Consider the following 19,957-nt stretch of genomic DNA (forward strand, 5'->3'; position numbering starts at 1 on the left):
TAATGGGGTTCTTATACGGCCGGGCAGCGTTGCCCGGCGGCGTGCGCGAATGCGATATCGCGTGGGACAACGGAGTTTTCACGCGGGTAGCGCCTAGCGAAACGCGAACACACACAACTACTAAGAACGACGACGCAGCTCCCGGCCACCAGGCCGGCGCGGCCGCGCATGCTGATGGTGGGGCGCGCTCGGGTGCCGCTGGTGCCGCTGGTGCTGATTCGGGCGGTGAGCTGCCCGAGGGCTGGCTTATCCTGCCCGGGCTTGTGGATGAACATTGCCACGGCGGGGGAGGAGCCTCCTTCCCGGATGCGGAGGATAGCGCGGAGGTGGCGCAGGCGGCCGGCGAGCACCTGGCCCACGGCACCACCTCCGTAGCCGCGGCCCTCACCACCCTGAGTGTGGAACGCATGGAAGCCGGGGCGAGTCTCATGGCCGACGCGGTCGAGGATGGCACCCTGGCCGCGATCCTTATCGAGGGGCCTTTCCTTTCCAGCGAGCGGGCCGGTGCTCAGAACCCGGCCTATTTGGAATCTCCGAGCGTGGAGATCGCCACCCGGCTCCTCGATGCGGCCCGCGGGCACGCTTGGGGGATGACGCTCGCCCCCGAACTTTCGGGGGCGAGCGAGGTGGTGGACCTCCTGCTTGAGCGCGGTGTGGTTCCTACCTGGGGGCATACCCACGCGGAGGCCGGCCCGGCGCGTGAGCTCCAGGAGCGGGCGGTGGCGGGCGGGGCCATCCCGGTGGCCACCCACCTGTTTAATGCCATGCGCGAATTGCGTCACCGCGCGCCCGGCCCGGTGGCCGAGTATTTAGCTGCCGCGCGCCGCGGCAGCTGCGTCGTCGAACTTATTGGAGACGGCGTGCATATTAGCTCCGAGCTGGTGCGCAACGTGGTCGAAATCGTGGGCCCGGAAAATATCGCGCTCATTACCGACGCGATGGCGGCGGCCGGCATGGCGGATGGCACCTATGAGCTGGGCGGGTTGCGCGTGCACGTGACCGACGGGCAGGCGCGGCTGCGCGGGGGTAATCTCGCGGGTGGCACCTCGCATCTGCTTGATATTGTGCGTACCGTCGTCGGCGCGGGAGTGGAGTTGAACGACGCCGTCACCATGGCGAGCGCCACCCCGGCCCGCGTGATGGGCTTGGATGATCGCGGGGCGCTCGAGGTGGGCAAACGCGCGGATCTGCTGGTGGTGGATGAGGAGCTGCGCCCGCGGCGGGTCTACCGCGCCGGCAAGCTGGTCGCGCAGGACGGCAAGCTGGTGGCATAGCGGGCGTGCGCATCTGTAGTGCAACGTGCGCATGCATAGTCCGGCGCGTGCGTAGGTAGCCAGGCGGCTGCGGCATCGTACGGCGTGCTAGTGGACTCCGCGCGCCAAGCGGCTACCATGGAAGAATGCGCCGGTCGAAAAAGTACTCCCGTCCCGTTCGCCCGCTGAATATCAGCGCGGCGATGGGTGGGCTGCGCTATGAGAACGGCCGCGATGGCGCCACCTACAAGGTGCGGCGCATCGCCAGCGCCGCGAAGGACTACGTGTGCCCGGGCTGCGGCGGGATTATTCGCGCCGGCGAACCCAATATTGTGGCCTGGACGGAGGACACCATCTGGGGCGCCCAAGCTGGGGTGGATGCGCGCCGCCACTGGCATCCGGGCTGCTGGCAGCACCGCGGCCGCGCCTAACGGGATTCCCATTGTGTGACCGGCGCAAGTAGTTTTATATTTGCTTTATGCCCATGACCGAGACTCAGGTGAGCACCCGGGAATTACGCGAAAATCTTTCTCAGATTCTTGAAGGAACTGCCCAAGAAGGAAAGCGCTTCATCATCGCGCACGAAGGTAAAGCTGTTGCCGCTCTCGTCGCCATCGACGATCTTCACGCCTTGGAGGAATTCGAGATAGCTCAGGATATCGCGGCCTATGAGCACGCCAAGCGTACTGATGACGGTGTACGCCTGAGTCGTGCAACTTTAGTGACCCAGATTGTCTAGGATTTCTTGGGCTTGGGGTGGGATAGGATCACTGGAACGGATTTCGTGGCCTTGATAAAGGATGGTTTGTTCCTGGATCGGGCGTAGCGTGCGTACGAGCTTTTTAGTCGTGACCCCGGTTTTCTGGTAGAGATAACGGGAGATGGCCAAAGCAGCCATCACCACGGTCAGGTGCGCTTCGATTGCTTCACGGCGCCGGTGGAATATCGGCCTGGCTCGTAAATCCGATTTAGACATACGGAAAGACTGTTCCACGTGCCACAATTCGTGGTAGGAATCAACGATTTGCGTTGCCGGAGCTACCGCGGCCGGGATATTAGTGACATAGCCTTTCAATCCTTCTAGCCTCCGGGCGCGTTCAAAGGCCACCTCATCGAAACTACAACCGTTACGAGTGGTTTTCACGAACCTGGGTTTACGCGCGGGTTTGACGCCTTCTATCGCCTCCATAGCACGCCGGCGTTGGGCTTCCAGGGTGAGTCCATCCCTGCGGGCTCGCCTTGCGGAGTACTGCCAGATAGCCCGCCAGGACTTGACCATAGTCTCATCCCACACAGGCTCGTCTTCCTTCAACTTGTCATTGACTTTCGTGTTGGCATGCCTGGGCGTGACCGTGTCGATAATCTGCCCGTCAGTAAAAGACGCGCCATGCCAGTGGAAATGGGATTCCAGGTCGTAGGGTGCTTTGGTTTGCCTGGCCCCGACTATGAACCTGAACCCGGCTGCGTCTAATTCCTTGAGGTTGTTGGCGCTGAGCATTCCTGCGTCTGCTACCACCACGAAACTATCTAACCCGTGACGGGCTTGAAAGCCTTTCACGACTGGGAGAATGGTTTTAGTTTCGGCTTTGTTACCCTCAAAACAACCGATCTCCAAAGGGAACCCGCCACGGTCTACCAGCAAACCCACCACGATTTGAGGGTCAACACGTCTTTCTTTCGAGTACCCAACTTTCCGTAATCCCTCATTCGCGTCCCCGTCCTCGTCCTCGCGTTCAGCTTCGAAATACAAGGTAGTCACGTCATACAACACCAGTGATAAATCCCCGGATTTTGTGGCGTTGCCGAAACACGCCCGGGCGAGTTGGGATCGGTAGTCTTTATCCGCGCAGCGACGCAGGGTAGTGAATATGGTACGCAAACTCGCGTGCTCAACCCCGAGCTCGTCGAGGATACGGATCGTGTCGGCTTTCGATGCCGGTTCAACAATTCTGGCTAAAACCAACTGCTCGAATACGTTGTCTCTAATAGCCTGGTCGAAGCCCACTACCCGGTAGGCGTCCTGGAGGACTTGCCACAGTAGTGTTGAGCGTTTACCCAGGGTAGAAGCGCGTGGGCTACCAGGGCTACCGCTATCGAATAAGTCGAGTTTTAACTGGCCCGGGGACAGTTCTTGGCGGCCTTTCTCGAGTAATGCCGCCAGTGTGGCCTCGTCGTGTGCCGAGCCGAGGTGTTTGATAACCCGGTTTACCCGGCCTTGTTTTTCCACTATCTGCACGGCCGTGGCACCCGAGGCGGTTCTCACTTTACGTAGGAATGGCGCCATGATCCCAGTCTAGCTAAAACACCACCAGCCTTTTAGTGACCCAAAACCACCAACCACAACCCTCTGACCAGGCCAAACACCCGAGAAAACCCCAAAACCTCAAAAAGTTGCACGAGTCAGGTGGAAGAATGCGCCGGTCGAAAAAGTACTCCCGTCCCGTTCGCCCGCTGAATATCAGCGCGGCGATGGGTGGGCTGCGCTATGAGAACGGCCGCGATGGCGCCACCTACAAGGTGCGGCGCATCGCCAGCGCCGCGAAGGACTACGTGTGCCCGGGCTGCGGCGGGATTATTCGCGCCGGCGAACCCAATATTGTGGCCTGGACGGAGGACACCATCTGGGGCGCCCAAGCTGGGGTGGATGCGCGCCGCCACTGGCATCCGGGCTGCTGGCAGCACCGCGGCCGCGCCTAACGGGATTCCCATTGTGTGACCGGCGCAAGTAGTTTTATATTTGCTTTATGCCCATGACCGAGACTCAGGTGAGCACCCGGGAATTACGCGAAAATCTTTCTCAGATTCTTGAAGGAACTGCCCAAGAAGGAAAGCGCTTCATCATCGCGCACGAAGGTAAAGCTGTTGCCGCTCTCGTCGCCATCGACGATCTTCACGCCTTGGAGGAATTCGAGATAGCTCAGGATATCGCGGCCTATGAGCACGCCAAGCGTACTGATGACGGTGTACGCATTACCCTGGAAGATTTCAAGGCGGGGCTCGCGGAAGAGCACTAAAGAAGCCCACCGAGGAACGCCAGGGCCGCCGTACCCGGGTTAAGTTCCGGGAACGGCGTTACAATCGCAGTATGAAACTTGCCACACATATTCACGAAGGTGCGGGTATCCCGCTTGTTCTGCTCCACGCTATGCCGATGACGTCCCGGATGTGGGAGGGCGTGCGCGCTGAGCTTTCGGATCTGCACACGATTGCTATTGACGCCCCCGGTTTCGGGGACTCACCTTCCGGTTCTGAGGTCGACGACGCCGCGGGCGCCACCACGCCACATATCAATTCCTACCTGACTGCACTCAAAGAAACCTTGGCGGAATACGATTCCATCGTGCTCGCCGGAATTTCCATGGGTGCTACCGTCACCGCAGCTTATGCCTTGCGCAATCCCCAGCAGATCGCCGGGCTGTCGCTGCTGGACGGCTCGATTTTGGGGCCGGAGCCCTCGCCCTCCCCGCGAGAAAAGGCCATCGAGAAGCTCGCCTCGGGCCAGAGCTGGGACGTGCTGGCTGGCTGGGTGGATACCATGCTGAGCTCGGCAGCCAGCCCGGAACTCAAGGAGAAGGTTGCTGCCTATTTCAAGACGGTAGATGCCGGGGCTTTCTCCTGGTTGCAGCAGATGATGCTGACCCGCCCGGATACTCGCGGGGTTATGGAGCTGAATGTTCCTGTCCTGCTGCTGCGCGGGGTGGATGATCCGAATGCGAAGCACGAAGAATTCGCACAGCTGCACGAGGTACGCCCGGACCAACCGTTCGTGGAACTTGAGGGCGCCAGCCACTTCTCCGCGGTGGAAAAGCCGCACGAGGTCGCTACCGCGCTGCGCGAGCTGTACGAGGCAGCTACCCGCTAGCCGCTGAAGCGCTCGCGCTAACTGTACTTGAGGGCGTGGCTGGGAGACACGAAAAGTGCTCCGGCCACGCCCTCGCAGTGTTTCTCAACCGTTATCCACAGTGTATTGCTGGTAGAAGTGAGGGAAAGTAGGCTAGGTGAAGAAGCGGTGCAGCCGCGCAATCTTCACCAGAAACGTGCTAATGCACGCGACTCTCATAATCTGGGTTGAGATGACGAAGGTACGAAAGGGGATGTGGATATGGCTATGAGGGATTTTGAAGTGCAGCTATTCTTCGGTGCGCCCAAAGGCACTGATATTCACCGAGCTAGTTCCGCTATTGAGGATGCGGCGCGTGCCCTGAACCTTGTAGGTACCGATGTTTGCGTTTCTCCTTATGCGAACAGCATCATTTTGACGTTCTACGTTCGAGCTGAAAAATTCCACGAGGAAGATGCGGATCGCATTGCCAAGGAGCTCCTTGCTCTCTCCGGGTATTCTTTCTCTCTTGATGCAGCTGAGGGGCGGCGCTTGCGTGATAACGGAGTTGGGCTTGTCTACGCCTAATGACGAGACGGTGCTTCGTGTCTGGCATTTCTTGGAGCGACATGCGGCCACAATATTTACCGCTATTGCCGCTACCGGGCCGGTGGTTTTCTCGATAAGCGGCGGTTCCCTTGCCGGCTTGCCACGATGGGCTTGCCTCCTTTCTCCACTTTTCGGTATTCCGGCGTTTGTCGTGCAGAACAGGCAACAAGTTGCGAGCGCTTCTCTTCAGTCTGACTTAGAGGACGCTCTCACCGAGAAAGACCGAATGGAGGAGCTTTACCGGCACCAATCCGGTATTGTCTGTCAGGCTCTAGATCATCTGATGGCGAGAATAGCCAACGGGCTGAGCCGTCCCGGGACCGTTTTGAGGGGATCTATATATCGCCACAGTGGTGACATCTTTTTCCTCGTTGCGCGCTGGAGTTCAAATCCTCGTTTAACTCAAGTAGGTCGCAGAACTATCCCAGATGATAAAGGTATTCTCGCCCGCGCGTGGGAGACTGGATTTTTGGCTCGTTCGAAAATGCCGGAAGACCGGGAAGAATGGAACGAGGTACAGACTTTTAATTCTGGTCTCACCTTGGAAGAGGCAGCTTCACTGACGCTCCATGCTAGGTCCATAGCCGCTTACCGCCTCGAGCACCAGTCCCAACCAGTAGGTGTTTTCGTTTTAGAGTCACCAAGTGCTCAAGGAGTGTCTTCGTCTACTCTTGATAAGCTGGCGTCTTTACCCGATATGGCAACACTAGCCTTATTGATCTCTTTGCCACCACATGAGGTTTTGCCGCTTCACTCATTGCGGGAAATACCCGAGGATGCATAGTTCCCTCCCACCGACACTAGCGTGGCACCTTTGGAAAAGCCAGGATTCCAATCCGTTAGGCTTCCGCCGGTGTACTACTAATTCTTGGTAGCATCCTCGTTTTCTTCGCTTTCGGAATCGGATTCCGCCACTGCTACGTCTTCAGCTTCTGCATTATCAGGCTGATCCGCGGCTTTCTCACGGTCGCAGCGGAGGACGCTGAATCGTCCGGATAGTCGCGGGGTGGTTGGCCTAGCGGTGGCAGGAACGCTCGTTGACACCGGCACCGTCGGCGAGCGTTGAGTAGTGGTCACGGTAGGGGCATTCGGGCGCCGGGCGAGATTGCCAGTTCGGTCAGGGCGTGCAGTTTTGGTTGCGCTGAGTGTGCATTTTTCCTTGCGCTAGGCGCGCAGATTTAACATTCTCTTGACAGCCCGGGATTCATGTGGATCTCGGGCGCTTCTCACACCGTCACTAACAGTTGCTTACAGCGATTCCCAAGAGCTGCGCCCTAGCGTTTAGCGGCTTCCCTCGCGGGAATCGGGGGATTCTCCAGTGTTATCGGGTTTCTTTGCATCCGACCAGAACATAAGTAAACCGGCTAAAGCCCCGGTGATGCCACCGGCGAAATTCTTTGTGAGTATCAAAATTCCAGAGCCCATTCCCAATAGGGCATAACCGATTCTGCGGAACGGGGAATCCTTCATGTGTTTTCCTTTATGGCAAAGCTCCTTCGGTGAGCTGAGGTTGCGATCAATAATCTAGCGCACCGCCTTCTGTCTATTTATCCGCTGAGCTTGTCTTCATCAGAAAGCGCAAGCTCTTCGAACCTCTTGAGCGTTCGGTATTCCGGACGGTAGTCAGCCTCCCGCTGATTGAGAGTGTACTCAGCCATCCGTTCCTCATATTCTTCGCGCGAGATATGAAGATCGGCAAGAATTTCCTTCATACGATCCTGTATCTGCTCCAGGCTCGTGTACGTGGGGCCATAGACGATCGACATGGTGCCAGCATATCCACAATGGGACGTTCGCACGTAGTATAAGCAACGGTTGAAAAGTAGCCCAATTGCGCCGGTCGCTCATAGCTAATCATGTTCTCGAATATTCCGCTCGGAATGTGACAAACGAATGGCGCCCGGGATCCTGGTGATCTCGGGCGCCACGCGGATATTGGAGCAGTTGGGGAAGCTGGGATTCCAGCCCGTTAGGCTTCCGCCGGAATACTACTGAGTTACTGATTAGCCGGGGTGCTACTGATTATTGGTAGCTTCCTCGGTGTCTCCACCGGCGGCATCAGATTCCACGGCCGCGGGGGAGTGATCTCCTGCCAGTTCTCCGGCCTGTGCCTCGCCCGCGGAAGGTGCGTCCGTTACGGAAGATTCGCCAGCCCGGGCATCCTGATCGCCAGCCTGACCGGCTTCAGCCGCCTCCGCGGCGGTGCGCTCCTCGGCGCTGCCCACGATTTCATCCAGGGCCAGCGGGATATTCGAGGTGGCCAGCATGGTGCGCATATCCTCCAGGTACGAGGTGAGGGTGCGCCGCTGCTCCTCCAGGCCCGCCACGTGGGCATCGGCCTGGCGATGCGATTCCTCGGCGGCCTCGCGCGCTTCCCGCCGCATCCGCTCGGCATCTTCACGCGCCGCGCTCACCAATTCCCGGGCCTCGGTCTGGGCGGCGCTCAGCGCCGCACTCGCCTCAGCTTCCGAGGATGAAGTCAGGGCATTAGCCCGCTTCGTGGCTTCCGCCAGGCGGCGTTCCGCACTGGCAGCCCGAGCCTCGGCGTCGTCGACAAACTTCGCCATGGCCGTACGCGATTCTTCATCGGAACGCGCGCGGGCCGCGGCCGAATCCGCCCGCAACTGCGCAACCTCACGTTCGGCCTCCGCGCGGATCTTCGCGACCTCGGCCTCCGCCTCGCTACGCAAACGCGCCACCTCAGTTTCCGCCTCGGTACGCAATTGCGTGACCTCTTCTTCGGCCCGGGTACGCGCCTGCGCCAATTCCTGGGCCAGAGCTGCGCGCCGCTCCTCTTCCTCGTGGGTGAGCCGCGTATTCAGCTCGGCCTCATCGTGGCGCATTTTCGCCTCCAAACGCTCAGCCTCGCGCTGGGCCGAGGTCACCAACTCCTCGGCGGTGCGCCGCGAAGTAGTAGTCAATTCGGTAGCTTCCGCCTCGGCACGCTGGCGCACCTGCGCCGCCTCGGTACGTGAAGAATCCAAAGTTTCCTGGGCTTCTTTTTCCGCCGCGGAGGTGAGATTTTCCGCCTGGGAGCGCGCCCGGGAAACCAGCAACTCCGCATCGGAATTCGCCCGGCTCATCACGTCCATCGCCTGCTGTTCCGCCCCGCGCAACAGCCGCTCCACCCGGGTACCCAGCCCCGAATAGGACGGGCGCTCATCCTCGCGCAAACGGCTGTGCAACTCGGTGAGCTCCCCGGACATGCGCAGCACCTGCGCATCCAAACCCGCTACTCGCGACCGAGCCTCGGCGAGCGCATCAGCCAGCTGGTGAATGCGTTCATCGACCTGAGCTTTGTCGTAACCCTTGCGTACTGTTGGAAACAGTTCAAAATCCGCCATAACACCCTCTCCGCGCGCTGCTGGATAGAAATTGCTGCCCTAAGCCTACCGGTCAGCGCACCCGGTGGGGGTAGTGCTGGGCGGGTGGTGAACGTTGTGGAGCTCGCCACCATCGCCCGCACCAGAGTTTTATAACGGTTAGATAACGGTTAGGCTTTTCTCTAAGCCTAAAAGCGCGGCCGTGCGCCGAAAAATTCCGCCACCGAGCAGGTCACGCGGTAGTTTTAATGTAGGTATGTGTTGTCGATGGTCTTTCGCCGGTGCGGTCGTACCGGGCCGCGAACCGCAGTGAGAAGGGGAATGATGAAGAAGAACGGAGGAGTCGGTCTCGCGCTCGCGGGCCTGGCGATCCTGGTGGTGGGCATTTTGCTCGGCACCGTGTGGAAGCCGGTCTCGAGCGTCTCCGCCACCGTGGCGCCGGAGGGGAAAGGCGTGCTCGTCACCGCCCCCGGCGTCCTGGATATGGGCGGGACCGACGTAGACGTATCTGTCTCTGGCCCGGCGCAGGACACCATTTCCGTGGGCGCCGGCTTTTCCGGTGACGTGCTCGCGTACGCGGAAGGCGTGCCCGGCGCCACCATTACCGGTATGAACGACGACGCCGCACTGACGCTGACCACCTCCCAGGGGGAAGCGGACCCGGGCAAAGTCCTCGCCTCGGATATGTGGTTCTCTAAGGAAGAAGCCAAGGGGAAGGTGGAATTCACCTACACCGTGACCTCCCCGGGAGCTGAATCACTCATTATGCAGACGTCCTCCGGGGCGCTCCCGCAGGTGGAACTCACCTGGGCGCTGCCCGGCGGGCGGAACTGGTCTCTCCCGGTGAGCTTGCTCGGGCTTATCGTGGGGATTATCGGGGTGGTGCTGCTCATGACCGCCACCAAGGATCAGCGCAGCTTCGCCGCGAAGGTGCGGGCCGGCAAGGACGAACGTGTTTCGCGTGCCAAGCGGGCCGCGGATGAAACAACGATTATGCCGGCGGTGAGCGCGGGAATTGGCGGTGCGGCTGGTCAGTCTGCCGCGGGTGACCGGGTTACGGCAACAGGCGGGGCTCTGGGCGCGGGTATCCTCATGGAAAGCCCGCGCGCTCAGGAACTGCGCGAACGTCCCCTCGATCCGGCTGACCGCATTGAGTTGGCTGTTCCGGAAGAAGGCGTTTCGGAAGAAAAGCCGGAAGAAGATCCGGAAGGAACCGTCGCAGAAGAATCGGTTCCGGAAGAAACGCCCGCGGAAGAACCCGAGGCTGAAGAACCGGCAACCGAGGAAACGGAAATTGAAGAACCGGCGGCCACGCTCCCCGGCCCGGATGACGAACCCGGCTACCGCGGCTCGCGTGCCGAATGGCAGGCCGCGGCGGATTCGGGCATCCTCCCCGCCATCCGGATGAAGGACGGCGTGCCCGTCAAGCCCGCGGAGCTCAGCGATACGGACCGCTCGGAAACTTCCGGTGCCACCGGCAGCGATGGCGATACCGCCGCGGAATCCGATCCGCAAAGCTGGTGGAGCATCTGGGGTCAAAAACAGCCCGCACAGAACGACGACGAGGAAGGAACGACCCATGCGTAAGGCCCTGGCCACCCTCGCGGCACTGGTATTACTGGGCGGTTGCTCAGCGAGCGCCGTCGTCCTGGAACCCACCCCGGCTCCGGCAAGCCCGCGTGCCGCGCTCTCCGATAAACACTTCACCGAGCGGGTTGCCCCCGCGATTTTCGAGCAGCTGACCAAGGCGGATGCAGCCGCCAGCCCCGAAGAATTCAGCGGGCGCGGCTCCGGCCCCTTCAGCGTGGAACGCAGCGCCCACTACGCCCTCAAGCGCATCCTGGCCGATAGCTACGATATGCCCGCGCTGTCCACCACCATCGATTCGGTGGCGATTTCCGGGGCGGAAGGCTTCCCGCGCAGCGCGCTCGCGGTGGTCAATTGGCCGGCGAATACCACCTCGCAGGGCCTCAATGTTTTCACCCAGGGCGCGGCTCGGGAAAACTGGTCGCTGTGGGCGGCCATGGATATTCTTCCCGGCAGCGTGATCCCGGAGATCCCCGCCGGCCCGGCCGGTGCGCAGCGGGTGGCGGCGGATAACGGCGAAGGTGCGGTGGCGTCCCCGCAGGCTGCCCACGATGGCTATATCGGCACGCTCAACGCCAGCGGTTCGGCCCTCAGCTACGGCTCGGATGCGGACCCGGCCGCCCCGGACGCGGTGCGCACTCAGCTTTCCCAAACTTACGATTCCCTGGCCGGCGCGGTGCAGGGCGTGGGCGCGGTCAGCCAGGCTTTCGGCCCGGCCCAGACCACCCCGGAAAGCTTCCGCGCCAGCGACGGCGGTATCCTTACCGTCTTCCAGGTCAATCAGGCCCTCGAAATCCGCCACACCGCCCAGGGCGGCTCCATCAAAGTTACCGACGCGAAAATCGCGGGGCTGGCCACCGGCCAAGCCAATACCGAGGTCACGGTCCAGGGGAGCATGCGCCTCAACTATTCCTTCACGGTGGCCCTGAAAATCCCGGCGGCGGGCGCCACAAACACAACGATCACCACGGTAGCGGCATCGAAACCGGTGCTTACCTCGGTGCAGAACGGAGGCTAATATGGCAGATATGTCCATGCGCGGCCCGGTCGATTTAGCGGCCCTGGCAGCGGCGAAAAAGCAGGAAAACGCGGCGCCCGTGCCCGGCGCTTACCTCACCACACTCACCGCGGCCGGTCTCAACGCCGAAGTGCAGCTTTCCGCGCAGGTTCCGGTTATCGTGCTTTTTGTGGCCGACGGCGCGGCCGGCGAGCTGGGCACCACCCTGGAAGCCGAAGCGCGCCGGCGCGACGGCCAGATCCGTATCGCGGTGGTGAACGCCAGCACCGAAGCGGAACTTGTCCAGGCCTTTGGCGTGCGGACCATCCCCATGGGTATCGCGCTCGTGGGCGGCCAACCCGTCCCACTTTTCCAGGGCGCACCCACCACCGCGCAGCTCACCGAGCTCGTGAACCAGCTGCTCGCCGCAGCTAATCGCGCCGGCGTGGCCGGCCGGGTGAGCGGGAAAGCCGATGAAGCGGGCGAAGCCCCCGTCAATCCCCATCACCTGGCCGCCCTCGAAGCACTCGACCGGGGAGACCTCGACGCTGCGGAAGCCGAATTTGAGGCACTCGCGGCAGAAGACCCGGATAGTGAAGTCGCGCAGGTGGGCCGCGCCCAGGTGCGCCTGCTGCGCTCCACCCGCGGGCAGGACCCGCAGGCCGTCATGGCCGCGGCGGATGCCGGCGGCCCCGGGGATGCGGCGGCGCAGATCGCCGCCGCCGATATTGAGGTGGCCGCCGGTCGCCCCGATCTAGGATTCACCCGGCTGATCAACGCCATTAAGGTCACCAGCGGGGATGCGCGCGAAGAACTGCGCACCCACCTGCTCGAACTCTTCACCGCGGTGGGAGCCGATACGGAGGTAGTGCGCAGCGCTCGCCGCGACCTTGCCTCCGCGCTCTTCTAAAGCGATTCCAGCTCGGCTACTCGACCGGCACCAGCCAGACGGTGGTATCTGCCGGGATCATCTCCCCTTCGCCCAAGGCGCTGGCGGCCGGATCGGAGGCTAGCAGGACCCGCCAACCGGAGGGCAGCGGGGCGGCGTCGTCGAATACCGTGAGCATGAGTACGGGTGGCCGCTGCGCATGCGCGGCCCGGTTGGTATTCGCGGCGCGATTGACATAAGCGAGCACGCCGGCGCCGTACTCATCGCACACATCCTCGAGGGAACCCACCCCGAGCTCCAGCTCGTCGCGCAGGCGCAGCATGGTGCGGAAGAAATGCAGCGGAGAATGCGGGTCGGCCTCCTGCACATCCACCGTGTAACGCGCCCAATCCGCGCCCTGGGGGAGCCAGGTGGCGCCGTCCGGGGAGAAACCACAACCGGGGCGATCCGATTCCCAGGGGAGGGGGACCCGGCAGCCATCCCGGCCCAGCTCCTTGCCGTGGGTGCGGGCGAAGGTGGGATCTTCGCGCACCTCGTCCGGCAGCGAGGTATGTTCGGGAAGATTACGTTCCTCGCCCTGGTAGATGTAATAGACCCCCGGCAGGCCGGCGGTGAGCTGATGCCAGGCCAGGGCACGGCGCGCCCCGAGCTCGCGGTCCGGTTGCGGATCATTCGCACCGATGCCGTTCGCCCCGCGGGAGGTATCCCGGTAGCCCAGGCGCGAGCACACCCGCACGCCGTCGTGATTCGAGAGCACCCAGGTGGTGGGCGCACCCACCCGATCCGATTGGCGCAGCGACTGCACAATAATCTCGCGCAGCGCCTCGCGCTCGAAAGGCGCGGCCAAATAAATGAAGTTGAAAGCCTGGTTCATTTCATCGGGGCGGATATAGCGGGCCAGCCGCTCCTCGGTATCCGCCCAGGCCTCCGCCACCAGAATGCGCTCGGGAGAATATTCATCCAGCACCGCGCGCCACTCGCGATAAATCTCATGGACCTCATCGCGGTCAAAGAAGGGCGCCGGCTCGGGCTTCTCCGTCACCCCGGCCATTTCCACCGCCCCGGACCAATCGGGAAGCGCCGGATCTTTCATGAGCCCGTGGGCCACATCTACCCGGAAGCCATCGGCGCCACGATCCAGCCAGAAACGCAGCGTCGCCAAAAATTCGGCACGCACCGCCGGGTTCTGCCAATTGAGATCGGGCTGCGAGCGGTCAAAAAGATGCAGGTAGTAGAGGTCTTCTTCCGCGGCCGGGGTGCCGGCAACGAAGGGGAGGTCGCGCACTCGCGACCAGGCCGGCCCGCCGAACACCGAACGCCAATTGGTGGGAGGCTCGCTGCCCCCGTTCTTCCCCTCGCGGAACCAGAACAGCTCCCGTTCGGGGGAGCCGGGGCCGGCCGCCACCGCGCGCCGGAAAAGCTCGTGATCCCAGGAAGTGTGGTTAGGGACGATATCAACGATGATGCGCAGCCCGGCTTCGTGCGCGGCCTCAATAAGGTGCTCGGCGTCTTTCAGGGTGCCGAAGCGCGGATCAACATCGCGGTAATCGGACACATCGTAACCGGCATCGAATTGCGGGGAGCGGTAGAAAGGCGAAAGCCACACCGCATCAATTCCCAAATCCGCCAGGTAACCCAGCCGGCTCTCGATGCCGCGCAGGTCCCCGAGCGGCCCGCCCGAGGACGCGAAGGAACGCGGGTAAATCTGGTAAATAACGGCGTCGCGCCACCAGTTTTCGCGCTCGGAAGCAGGGTGGAGGAGCATAGCGGTGTCCTTTCAGTTGGAGGTGGAGGAGGGCGCGGGCGCGCTAATGTGCGCGGGCGCCGCACCGGTTGCGCGGGCCGTGCCGGCAGTTTCCGCACCGGGCGCCGCAAGTGGCGCACCCGCGGTGGTGGAACGCACCAGCAATTCGGCCGGGAAGCTCATGGAGGCTCCCGCCTTCGTGCGCTGTGCCGGCGCAAAATCTTCCATGGCGGCCCGCAGGGTAGCGCAGGCCGCGTGGGCGATGGCCGCCACCGGCTGGCGCAGGGTCGTGAGCGCCGGGCGCATAAACCGAATGAGCGGCGAATCATCAAAACCAACAATCGAGACATCCTCGGGCACCCGCACCCCGCGCCGCTCCAGGGCATCAATCGCGCCGAGCGCCATGATGTCCGAGCCGAACACCATGGCCGTGCAGCCGCGCGCCAGTAGGGCTTCGGCCGCTCGCGCCCCGCCGTGAGCCGTGAAAAAAGTTTCTGCAACAATCACATCGGCGCCGGGCAGCATCTGGGAGATCGCCTCGCCAAAGCCCTGTTCTTTACGCTGGCCGGGAATATAGCGGCGCTGCCCGATACCCAAACCGATGCGGCTGTGCCCGAGCCCGGCCAGGAGCCGCACCGCCTGCCGCATGGATTCGGCGTCGTCGGTAGAAAAATCAGGGGCCGGAACCCGCGGATTCGCGCCGTTAATCGTGACGAAGGGGAGGCGTTCGGCCAGCCGCACGTACCGCTCCGGCGAGGCCTTGGAATCCGCGTGCATCCCCGATACAAAAACCAGCCCGCACACGTCGCGGGCGGTGAGCGAAGCGACCGCTTCGTCCTCGGTGAGGGCGCCGGGCGCCTGGGTGGCCAGGGTGGTGGTGTACCCGGCGGCGGTGAATTCGCGTTCGAGCTCCTGGTAGAACACCGGGAAAATGGGGTTGGTTAGTTCGGGGAGCAGCAGACCCACGGTTCCGCTCGCCTCGCTCAGGCGCGGCGGGCGCTCGTAGCCGAGCATATCGAGGGCCGCCAGCACCGCGGTGCGCGTATCCTCGCTGACATTGCCCTTCTGGTTAATCACGCGCGATACGGTCGCCACGGACACCCCCGCGTGGGTGGCAACATCTTGCATGCGAATTTTACTCATGGGTACCGAGACGTCCTTGTGCTGGTCGGCGCGGTGCGCGCCGTCGTGCAACATCGTACTGAGGCTTTTCTGAAAACTCCAGCGGTGCGGTGCGCGGCTGGATGTGCGGAGCGGTGGGAACGTCCCGCCGTACTTCTGTTTCCGCCCCGTCACGGTACAGCACGACGACGCAGCTCCCCGCCCGCCGCCACCCCAACCGTGAAAGTATTTCTAAAAACAGCGCGGCCCGCAAAGCCCGTAAAACCGCGGAAAATTCCACACTAACCAACCTCCGGTATGTAAAGGCGTAAAAAAGGCTGCAAAAAGGGGTGAAAATTACCGAATGATGCGCTACCCTCAGAGATAACGGGGAGCGTGATGGTGCGATCCCGCGTAGCGAAGAATCAACGCAAGGAGTAAAGATGCGACGGAGCATAAGCGCGATGGCCGCGGTATCCGCGCTGGCGTTTGTTTTAGGCGCCTGCGGTGGCAACGGCGGTTCGGCTGATAAGAGCGAAGCACCTGCCGGAGCCACCTCGGCAGCACCGGCAGCCGGTGGCGGGGCCACCATTACGGTGTGGACTGATTCCAACCGCCAGCCGGCCTTGGAAAGCGCCGCGAAGAAATTCGAATCGGAAACCGGCAACCACGTGGAGCTCGTGGTCAAGGAATTCGGGGATGTGCGCGCGGAGTTCCTCACCCAGGTCTCCAACGGTCAGGGCCCGGATATCACCGTGGGTGCCAATGATTGGCTCGGTGAGTTCGTGGCGAACGGCGTCGTCGCCCCCATCGAATTAGGCGATAAGGCCAAGGACTTCAATGACGTGGCCACCACGGCCTTCTCCACCGGCGGGAACCTGTACGGTCTGCCCTACGCGCTGGAGAACCTCGCGCTCATCCGCAATACCGCGCTGGCGGATTCCACCCCGGCCACTTTCGATGAGATGATCGCCAAGGGCAAGGAAGCCGGCGTGAAGTACCCCTTCCTCGTCCAGACCACCGATAAGGGCGATCCTTACACCTATTACCCCTTCCAGCAGTCCTTCGGGGCGCCCGTTTTTGAGACGAATGCGGACGGTTCCACCTCGAAGAACCTTGGCATGGGCGGGGCCAATGGCGAAGCTTTCGCCACCTGGCTGAGTGAGCAGGGCAAGGCCGGCGTTTTCGAAACCGCGATGACCTACGATATTGCGGTTGATGCGTTCAAGAAGGGTGAATCGCCCTATATCCTGGGCGGCCCGTGGATGATTGAGGACTTCCGCAGCGCCGGCCTCAAGGTCGCGGTGGAGCCGATTCCGGCGCCCGGCCCCAAGGCGGCTACCCCGCTCGTGGGCGTGCAGGGCTTCTATGTTTCCGCGCAGTCCAAGAACCAGATTGTGGCCAACCAGTTCCTCGTTGATTACATGGCCACCCCGGAGGTGCAGCTGGATATTTACAAGGCCGGCAACCGCCTCCCGGCGCTGACCGCCGCGGCTCAGGAAGCCCAGAAGGATGAAGTCACCGCAGGCTTCGCCAAGGCTGCCGAAGGCGCCCAGCCGATGCCCACCATCCCCGAAATGGGTGCGGTGTGGGTGCCCTGGGGCGTCACCGAAGCTCAGATCATTGACGGCGCCGAACCGGTGGCCGCATGGCAGAGCCTCATCCAGAATCTGCAGGCAGAACTAGCCAAGTAAGCTGCGAACGCGAGGGTGGCTCGGAGGTTTCCGGGTCACCCTCGCGTCAGCGAAGAGGTAAGTCATGAGTACGGAAACGGAGAACCGGGCCGGGCGCCGCGCCGAGAAGAAAATCCCGGTGGTGGGAAGCTCGCACGCGCGCACCTGGTCGGTTGGTTTTATTATCAAGCTGGTCCTCATGGCGCTGGTCAATGCGCTGGGGATCTACATTATCGCGGCGGCGTTCAACGAAGGATCGTGGATTCTGGTGGCCGTTTTCACGGTGCTGCTCGTCATCGTGGATTACGTGTATTTCTCGCGGAAGCACCTGGCCCCCAAGTACCTCACGCCGGGGCTGGTTTTCCTCGCGATTTTCCAGGTGTTCGTTATCCTCTACACCGGCTACATCGCGTTCACCAACTACGGCGACCGCCATATGCTCACCAAAGAACGCGCCACCGAGGCACTGCTGCTCACCTCCACCCAGCGGGTCGAAGGCAGCGCGCAGTACCCCCTCGCGGTCGTGGACGCCGGTGGGGAACTCGGCTTCGCTATTGTGAACGACGACGGCGCAGTGCTCGTGGGCACCGAGGAAGCTCCCTTCGTACCCGCGAAAAATGCCCAGGTTAATGGCAAGCGCATCACCGAGGTGCCCGGGTATGAGATCCTCACGCCCGCCCAGATCGGGGCGCGCCAGGCGGAGATCACCGCGCTGCGCGTTCCCATGAGCGAAGACCCGGGAGATGGGTTTATTGGAACCCAAACAGCCACAACCGGCTTTGTTTTCCAATCAACCCTCAAGCACGATGCGGCGGCCGATACCCTCACGGATATCACCACCGGCAAGGTCTATCACGCTGATTCCAGCGATGGCTTCTACCGGGCCGACGACGGTGAAACTCTCAATACCGGTTGGCGGGTGACGGTTGGCTTCAAGAACTTCGCCGATGCCTTCGGGGATGCCCGCTATGCCAGCCCCTTCCTCAAGGTGCTGGTGTGGACGTTCGCTTTCGCCTTCCTCTCGGTGGCGACCACCTTCCTGCTGGGCATGTTCTTCGCGCTGGTCATGAATGATGAGCGGATGCGCGGGCGCAAAATCTACCGCACGATTATGCTGCTGCCCTACGCTTTCCCCTCCTTTATGACGGCTTTCCTCTTCGCCGGCATGCTCAACCCAAAGTACGGGTTCTTCAACCAGGTGCTCTTCGGGGGTGCGGAGATCGGGTGGCTCACCGATCCGTGGCTGGCCAAGCTGTCCGTGATCCTGGTGAATTTGTGGATGGGCTTCCCCTACATGTTCCTCATCTGCACCGGGGCGCTGCAATCCATTCCCTCCGAACTCAACGAGGCGGCGGAGATTGACGGGGCGGGCGGATTCAAGCGGTGGCGGTATATCACCTTGCCGCAGCTCATGATCCAGGTAACCCCGCTGCTCATCTCCTCCTTCGCCTTCAACTTCAATAACTTCAACCTCATCTACATGCTCACCCGCGGCGGCCCGCAATTCGCGGACGCCTCGGTGCCGGTGGGGTCCACGGACATCCTCATTTCGATGGTGTACCAGATTTCCGGGCTGTCGGGCGCGGCAACGAAGAACTACGGGCTGGCTTCGGCCATGTCCATCCTCATCTTCGTCATCGTCGGCACGATTTCCCTCATCAGCTTCCGGCGCTCGCGTTCAATTGAGGGGGCACAGTAATGGCAAGCGAATCTACAGTTATGGCGGTTCCCGGCGGCGCTGGCGCGTCCGGGCGCGGCGCGGCATCCGGTGGCGCGGGCGTGACCGCGCGCGGCGCTGTTCCCGTGATCGAGGAAAAGATCAGCCATAGGGAACGCCACCACAATAAGGTGAGTTTCGGGCGCTGGTTTTCCCAAGTGGGCTTCCGGCACCTGGTCGGGCTTTTCGCCGTCGTCTATTCGGCTTTCCCGATTATCTACGTGCTCTCCGCGGCCCTCAACCCGAATACCAAAACGACGCTGACCTCGGCGAACTCCCTCTTCTCGGAGATCTCCACCCAGAACTTCGCCCAGCTAGGCAGCTCAACGATGTTCTGGCGCTGGTTCGCCAATACCCTGGAGATCGGGATTTTCTCCGCGCTGGGGGCGGTGCTCATGGGCGCGGCCGCGGCCTACGCATTTTCGCGCTTCCGCTTCCGGGGGCGCAAGGGCGGGCTGCTGGCCCTCATGGTCATCCAGATGTTCCCGCAGCTGCTGGCCTTCGTGGCAATCTTCTTGCTGCTCAGCCAGCTGGGTGAGATCGTGCCGGTACTCGGCCTGGATTCCAAGCTCTCGCTCATCTGCGTGTACCTGGGCGGGGCTTTGGGCGCCAATACCTTCCTCATGTACGGCACTTTCAACTCCATCCCGATGGAGCTGGACGAAGCCGCGAAGATCGACGGCGCTAGCCATTCGCAGGTCTACTGGACCATCGTGCTCCCGCTGGTGACTCCGATCCTCGCGGTGGTGGGGCTGCTAGCCTTCATCGGAGCCTTCAACGATTTCATCCTGGCCTCCACGATTCTCTCCAAAGAAGAGAACTGGACCCTGGCCATCGGCATGAATATTTGGGTGGGCGGCAATGAGAAACAGTGGGGCTGGTTCACAGCCGGCGCGGTCATCTCCGCACTCCCGATTCTGCTCCTCTTCCTCTTCCTGCAGCGCTACATCGTTTCGGGACTGACCGGTGGGTCGGTGAAGGGGTAGCCTGGCCGCACCCGAAATAGTTGCTCATAACCCGGACTTTCGCTCGGTGATACGCCGAGGAAAGTCCGGGTTATTGGTTCTTCAGCGGGGAGGGACTATGTGTTTTCCGAGATGTACGTCATTTGTCGTACATGCGAAGTACACCTCGGAAAAAACACCCCTGCCTGCTGCCGCCGGCTCGGGCCGATTTGGCTCGGCAGGTCGGCGCTGAGGGCGTGTGTGTCCGGCGTAGTGGTACTGGAGAACATCGGGCCTGAC

At 62.0% G+C, this 19,957-nt stretch carries 20 protein-coding genes; 14 read left to right on the forward strand and 6 right to left on the reverse strand.

All coding sequences use genetic code 11. The annotated features are described in order from the left end of the window. The first annotated feature begins 2 nt into the window (after positions 1-2). The 3 genes from CYJ17_RS04135 (at position 3) to CYJ17_RS04145 (ending at position 1,992) form a co-directional block, all read left to right on the forward strand. Positions 3-1,274, forward strand: a complete 1,272-nt coding sequence (locus CYJ17_RS04135) for an N-acetylglucosamine-6-phosphate deacetylase (RefSeq protein ID WP_087069874.1) — start codon at positions 3-5, stop codon at positions 1,272-1,274. A 125-nt stretch (positions 1,275-1,399) separates the two neighbouring features. Then, positions 1,400-1,684: an LIM domain-containing protein gene (locus CYJ17_RS04140; protein WP_087069871.1), complete on the forward strand. Its 285-nt coding sequence runs from the start codon at positions 1,400-1,402 to the stop codon at positions 1,682-1,684. 47 nt (positions 1,685-1,731) lie between these two features. After that, entirely contained in the window at positions 1,732-1,992 is a 261-nt protein-coding gene (locus CYJ17_RS04145) for a type II toxin-antitoxin system Phd/YefM family antitoxin (protein WP_087069873.1), read from the forward strand. Here CYJ17_RS04145 and CYJ17_RS04150 read toward each other — a convergent pair. Then, a complete protein-coding gene (locus CYJ17_RS04150) occupies positions 1,972-3,537 on the reverse strand; it encodes an IS1634 family transposase (protein ID WP_087069872.1) in 1,566 nt (521 codons plus the stop codon). The two genes, CYJ17_RS04145 and CYJ17_RS04150, sit on opposite strands and share 21 nt — an antisense overlap. Positions 3,538-3,665: 128 nt before the next feature. Here CYJ17_RS04150 and CYJ17_RS04155 point away from each other — a divergent pair, with 128 nt between their 5' ends. From CYJ17_RS04155 to CYJ17_RS04175, 5 genes are all read left to right on the forward strand, one after another. Next, a complete protein-coding gene (locus CYJ17_RS04155) occupies positions 3,666-3,950 on the forward strand; it encodes an LIM domain-containing protein (RefSeq protein ID WP_087069871.1) in 285 nt (94 codons plus the stop codon). A 47-nt stretch (positions 3,951-3,997) separates the two neighbouring features. Next, on the forward strand, positions 3,998-4,267 hold the full coding sequence (locus CYJ17_RS04160) for a type II toxin-antitoxin system Phd/YefM family antitoxin (protein ID WP_087069870.1): 270 nt from the start codon (positions 3,998-4,000) through the stop codon (positions 4,265-4,267). A gap of 71 nt (positions 4,268-4,338) precedes the next feature. Beyond that, positions 4,339-5,115: an alpha/beta fold hydrolase gene (locus tag CYJ17_RS04165; protein WP_087069869.1), complete on the forward strand. Its 777-nt coding sequence runs from the start codon at positions 4,339-4,341 to the stop codon at positions 5,113-5,115. A gap of 240 nt (positions 5,116-5,355) precedes the next feature. Beyond that, entirely contained in the window at positions 5,356-5,661 is a 306-nt protein-coding gene (locus CYJ17_RS04170) for a hypothetical protein (RefSeq protein ID WP_143231797.1), read from the forward strand. Beyond that, positions 5,648-6,466: a hypothetical protein gene (locus CYJ17_RS04175; protein WP_143231796.1), complete on the forward strand. Its 819-nt coding sequence runs from the start codon at positions 5,648-5,650 to the stop codon at positions 6,464-6,466. Before CYJ17_RS04170 ends, CYJ17_RS04175 begins: the two co-directional genes overlap by 14 nt. Before the next feature lie 497 nt (positions 6,467-6,963). Here the strand turns inward: CYJ17_RS04175 and CYJ17_RS04180 are convergent, their stop codons facing one another. From CYJ17_RS04180 to CYJ17_RS04190, 3 genes are all read right to left on the reverse strand, one after another. Next, positions 6,964-7,152 carry a hypothetical protein gene (locus tag CYJ17_RS04180; RefSeq protein WP_087069867.1) on the reverse strand — a complete coding sequence of 63 codons (189 nt, stop codon included), beginning with the start codon at positions 7,150-7,152 and terminating at the stop codon, positions 6,964-6,966. A gap of 77 nt (positions 7,153-7,229) precedes the next feature. Beyond that, positions 7,230-7,448, reverse strand: coding sequence for a hypothetical protein (locus tag CYJ17_RS04185; protein WP_087069866.1), 219 nt, complete (start codon positions 7,446-7,448; stop codon positions 7,230-7,232). A 249-nt stretch (positions 7,449-7,697) separates the two neighbouring features. Next, complete coding sequence (locus CYJ17_RS04190; protein WP_087069865.1) at positions 7,698-9,026, reverse strand: cell division protein DivIVA; 1,329 nt, start codon at positions 9,024-9,026, stop codon at positions 7,698-7,700. A gap of 300 nt (positions 9,027-9,326) precedes the next feature. Here CYJ17_RS04190 and CYJ17_RS04195 point away from each other — a divergent pair, with 300 nt between their 5' ends. From CYJ17_RS04195 to CYJ17_RS04205, 3 genes are read left to right on the forward strand one after another with little or no spacing between them, the layout of a single operon-like run. Then, a complete protein-coding gene (locus CYJ17_RS04195) occupies positions 9,327-10,592 on the forward strand; it encodes a hypothetical protein (protein ID WP_087069864.1) in 1,266 nt (421 codons plus the stop codon). Beyond that, entirely contained in the window at positions 10,585-11,610 is a 1,026-nt protein-coding gene (locus tag CYJ17_RS04200; RefSeq protein WP_087069863.1) for a hypothetical protein, read from the forward strand. The genes CYJ17_RS04195 and CYJ17_RS04200 overlap by 8 nt, the downstream gene beginning before the upstream one ends. 1 nt (position 11,611) lies before the next feature. After that, positions 11,612-12,499, forward strand: a complete 888-nt coding sequence (locus tag CYJ17_RS04205; RefSeq protein ID WP_087069862.1) for a tetratricopeptide repeat protein — start codon at positions 11,612-11,614, stop codon at positions 12,497-12,499. A 16-nt stretch (positions 12,500-12,515) separates the two neighbouring features. On the opposite strand, the gene CYJ17_RS04210 is transcribed toward CYJ17_RS04205, so the two are convergent. Further along, positions 12,516-14,243, reverse strand: coding sequence for a glycoside hydrolase family 13 protein (locus CYJ17_RS04210; RefSeq protein WP_087069861.1), 1,728 nt, complete (start codon positions 14,241-14,243; stop codon positions 12,516-12,518). A gap of 12 nt (positions 14,244-14,255) precedes the next feature. Continuing rightward, on the reverse strand, positions 14,256-15,365 hold the full coding sequence (locus CYJ17_RS04215) for a LacI family DNA-binding transcriptional regulator (RefSeq protein ID WP_087071118.1): 1,110 nt from the start codon (positions 15,363-15,365) through the stop codon (positions 14,256-14,258). Positions 15,366-15,766: 401 nt separating this feature from the next. Here CYJ17_RS04215 and CYJ17_RS04220 point away from each other — a divergent pair, with 401 nt between their 5' ends. The 3 genes from CYJ17_RS04220 to CYJ17_RS04230 all read left to right on the forward strand — a co-directional run bounded on the left by CYJ17_RS04220 (position 15,767) and on the right by CYJ17_RS04230 (position 19,699). After that, positions 15,767-17,017 (forward strand): sugar ABC transporter substrate-binding protein, encoded by a 1,251-nt coding sequence (locus tag CYJ17_RS04220; protein ID WP_087069860.1) that lies wholly within the window; start codon positions 15,767-15,769, stop codon positions 17,015-17,017. Positions 17,018-17,081: 64 nt separating this feature from the next. Then, a complete protein-coding gene (locus CYJ17_RS04225; protein ID WP_087069859.1) occupies positions 17,082-18,695 on the forward strand; it encodes an ABC transporter permease subunit in 1,614 nt (537 codons plus the stop codon). After that, positions 18,695-19,699 (forward strand): sugar ABC transporter permease, encoded by a 1,005-nt coding sequence (locus CYJ17_RS04230; protein WP_087069858.1) that lies wholly within the window; start codon positions 18,695-18,697, stop codon positions 19,697-19,699. The genes CYJ17_RS04225 and CYJ17_RS04230 overlap by 1 nt, the downstream gene beginning before the upstream one ends. Positions 19,700-19,957: the final 258 nt, after the last annotated feature.

It is taken from the genome of Actinotignum timonense (genome assembly GCF_002860685.3).
GTDB classification, from domain to species: domain Bacteria; phylum Actinomycetota; class Actinomycetes; order Actinomycetales; family Actinomycetaceae; genus Actinotignum; species Actinotignum timonense.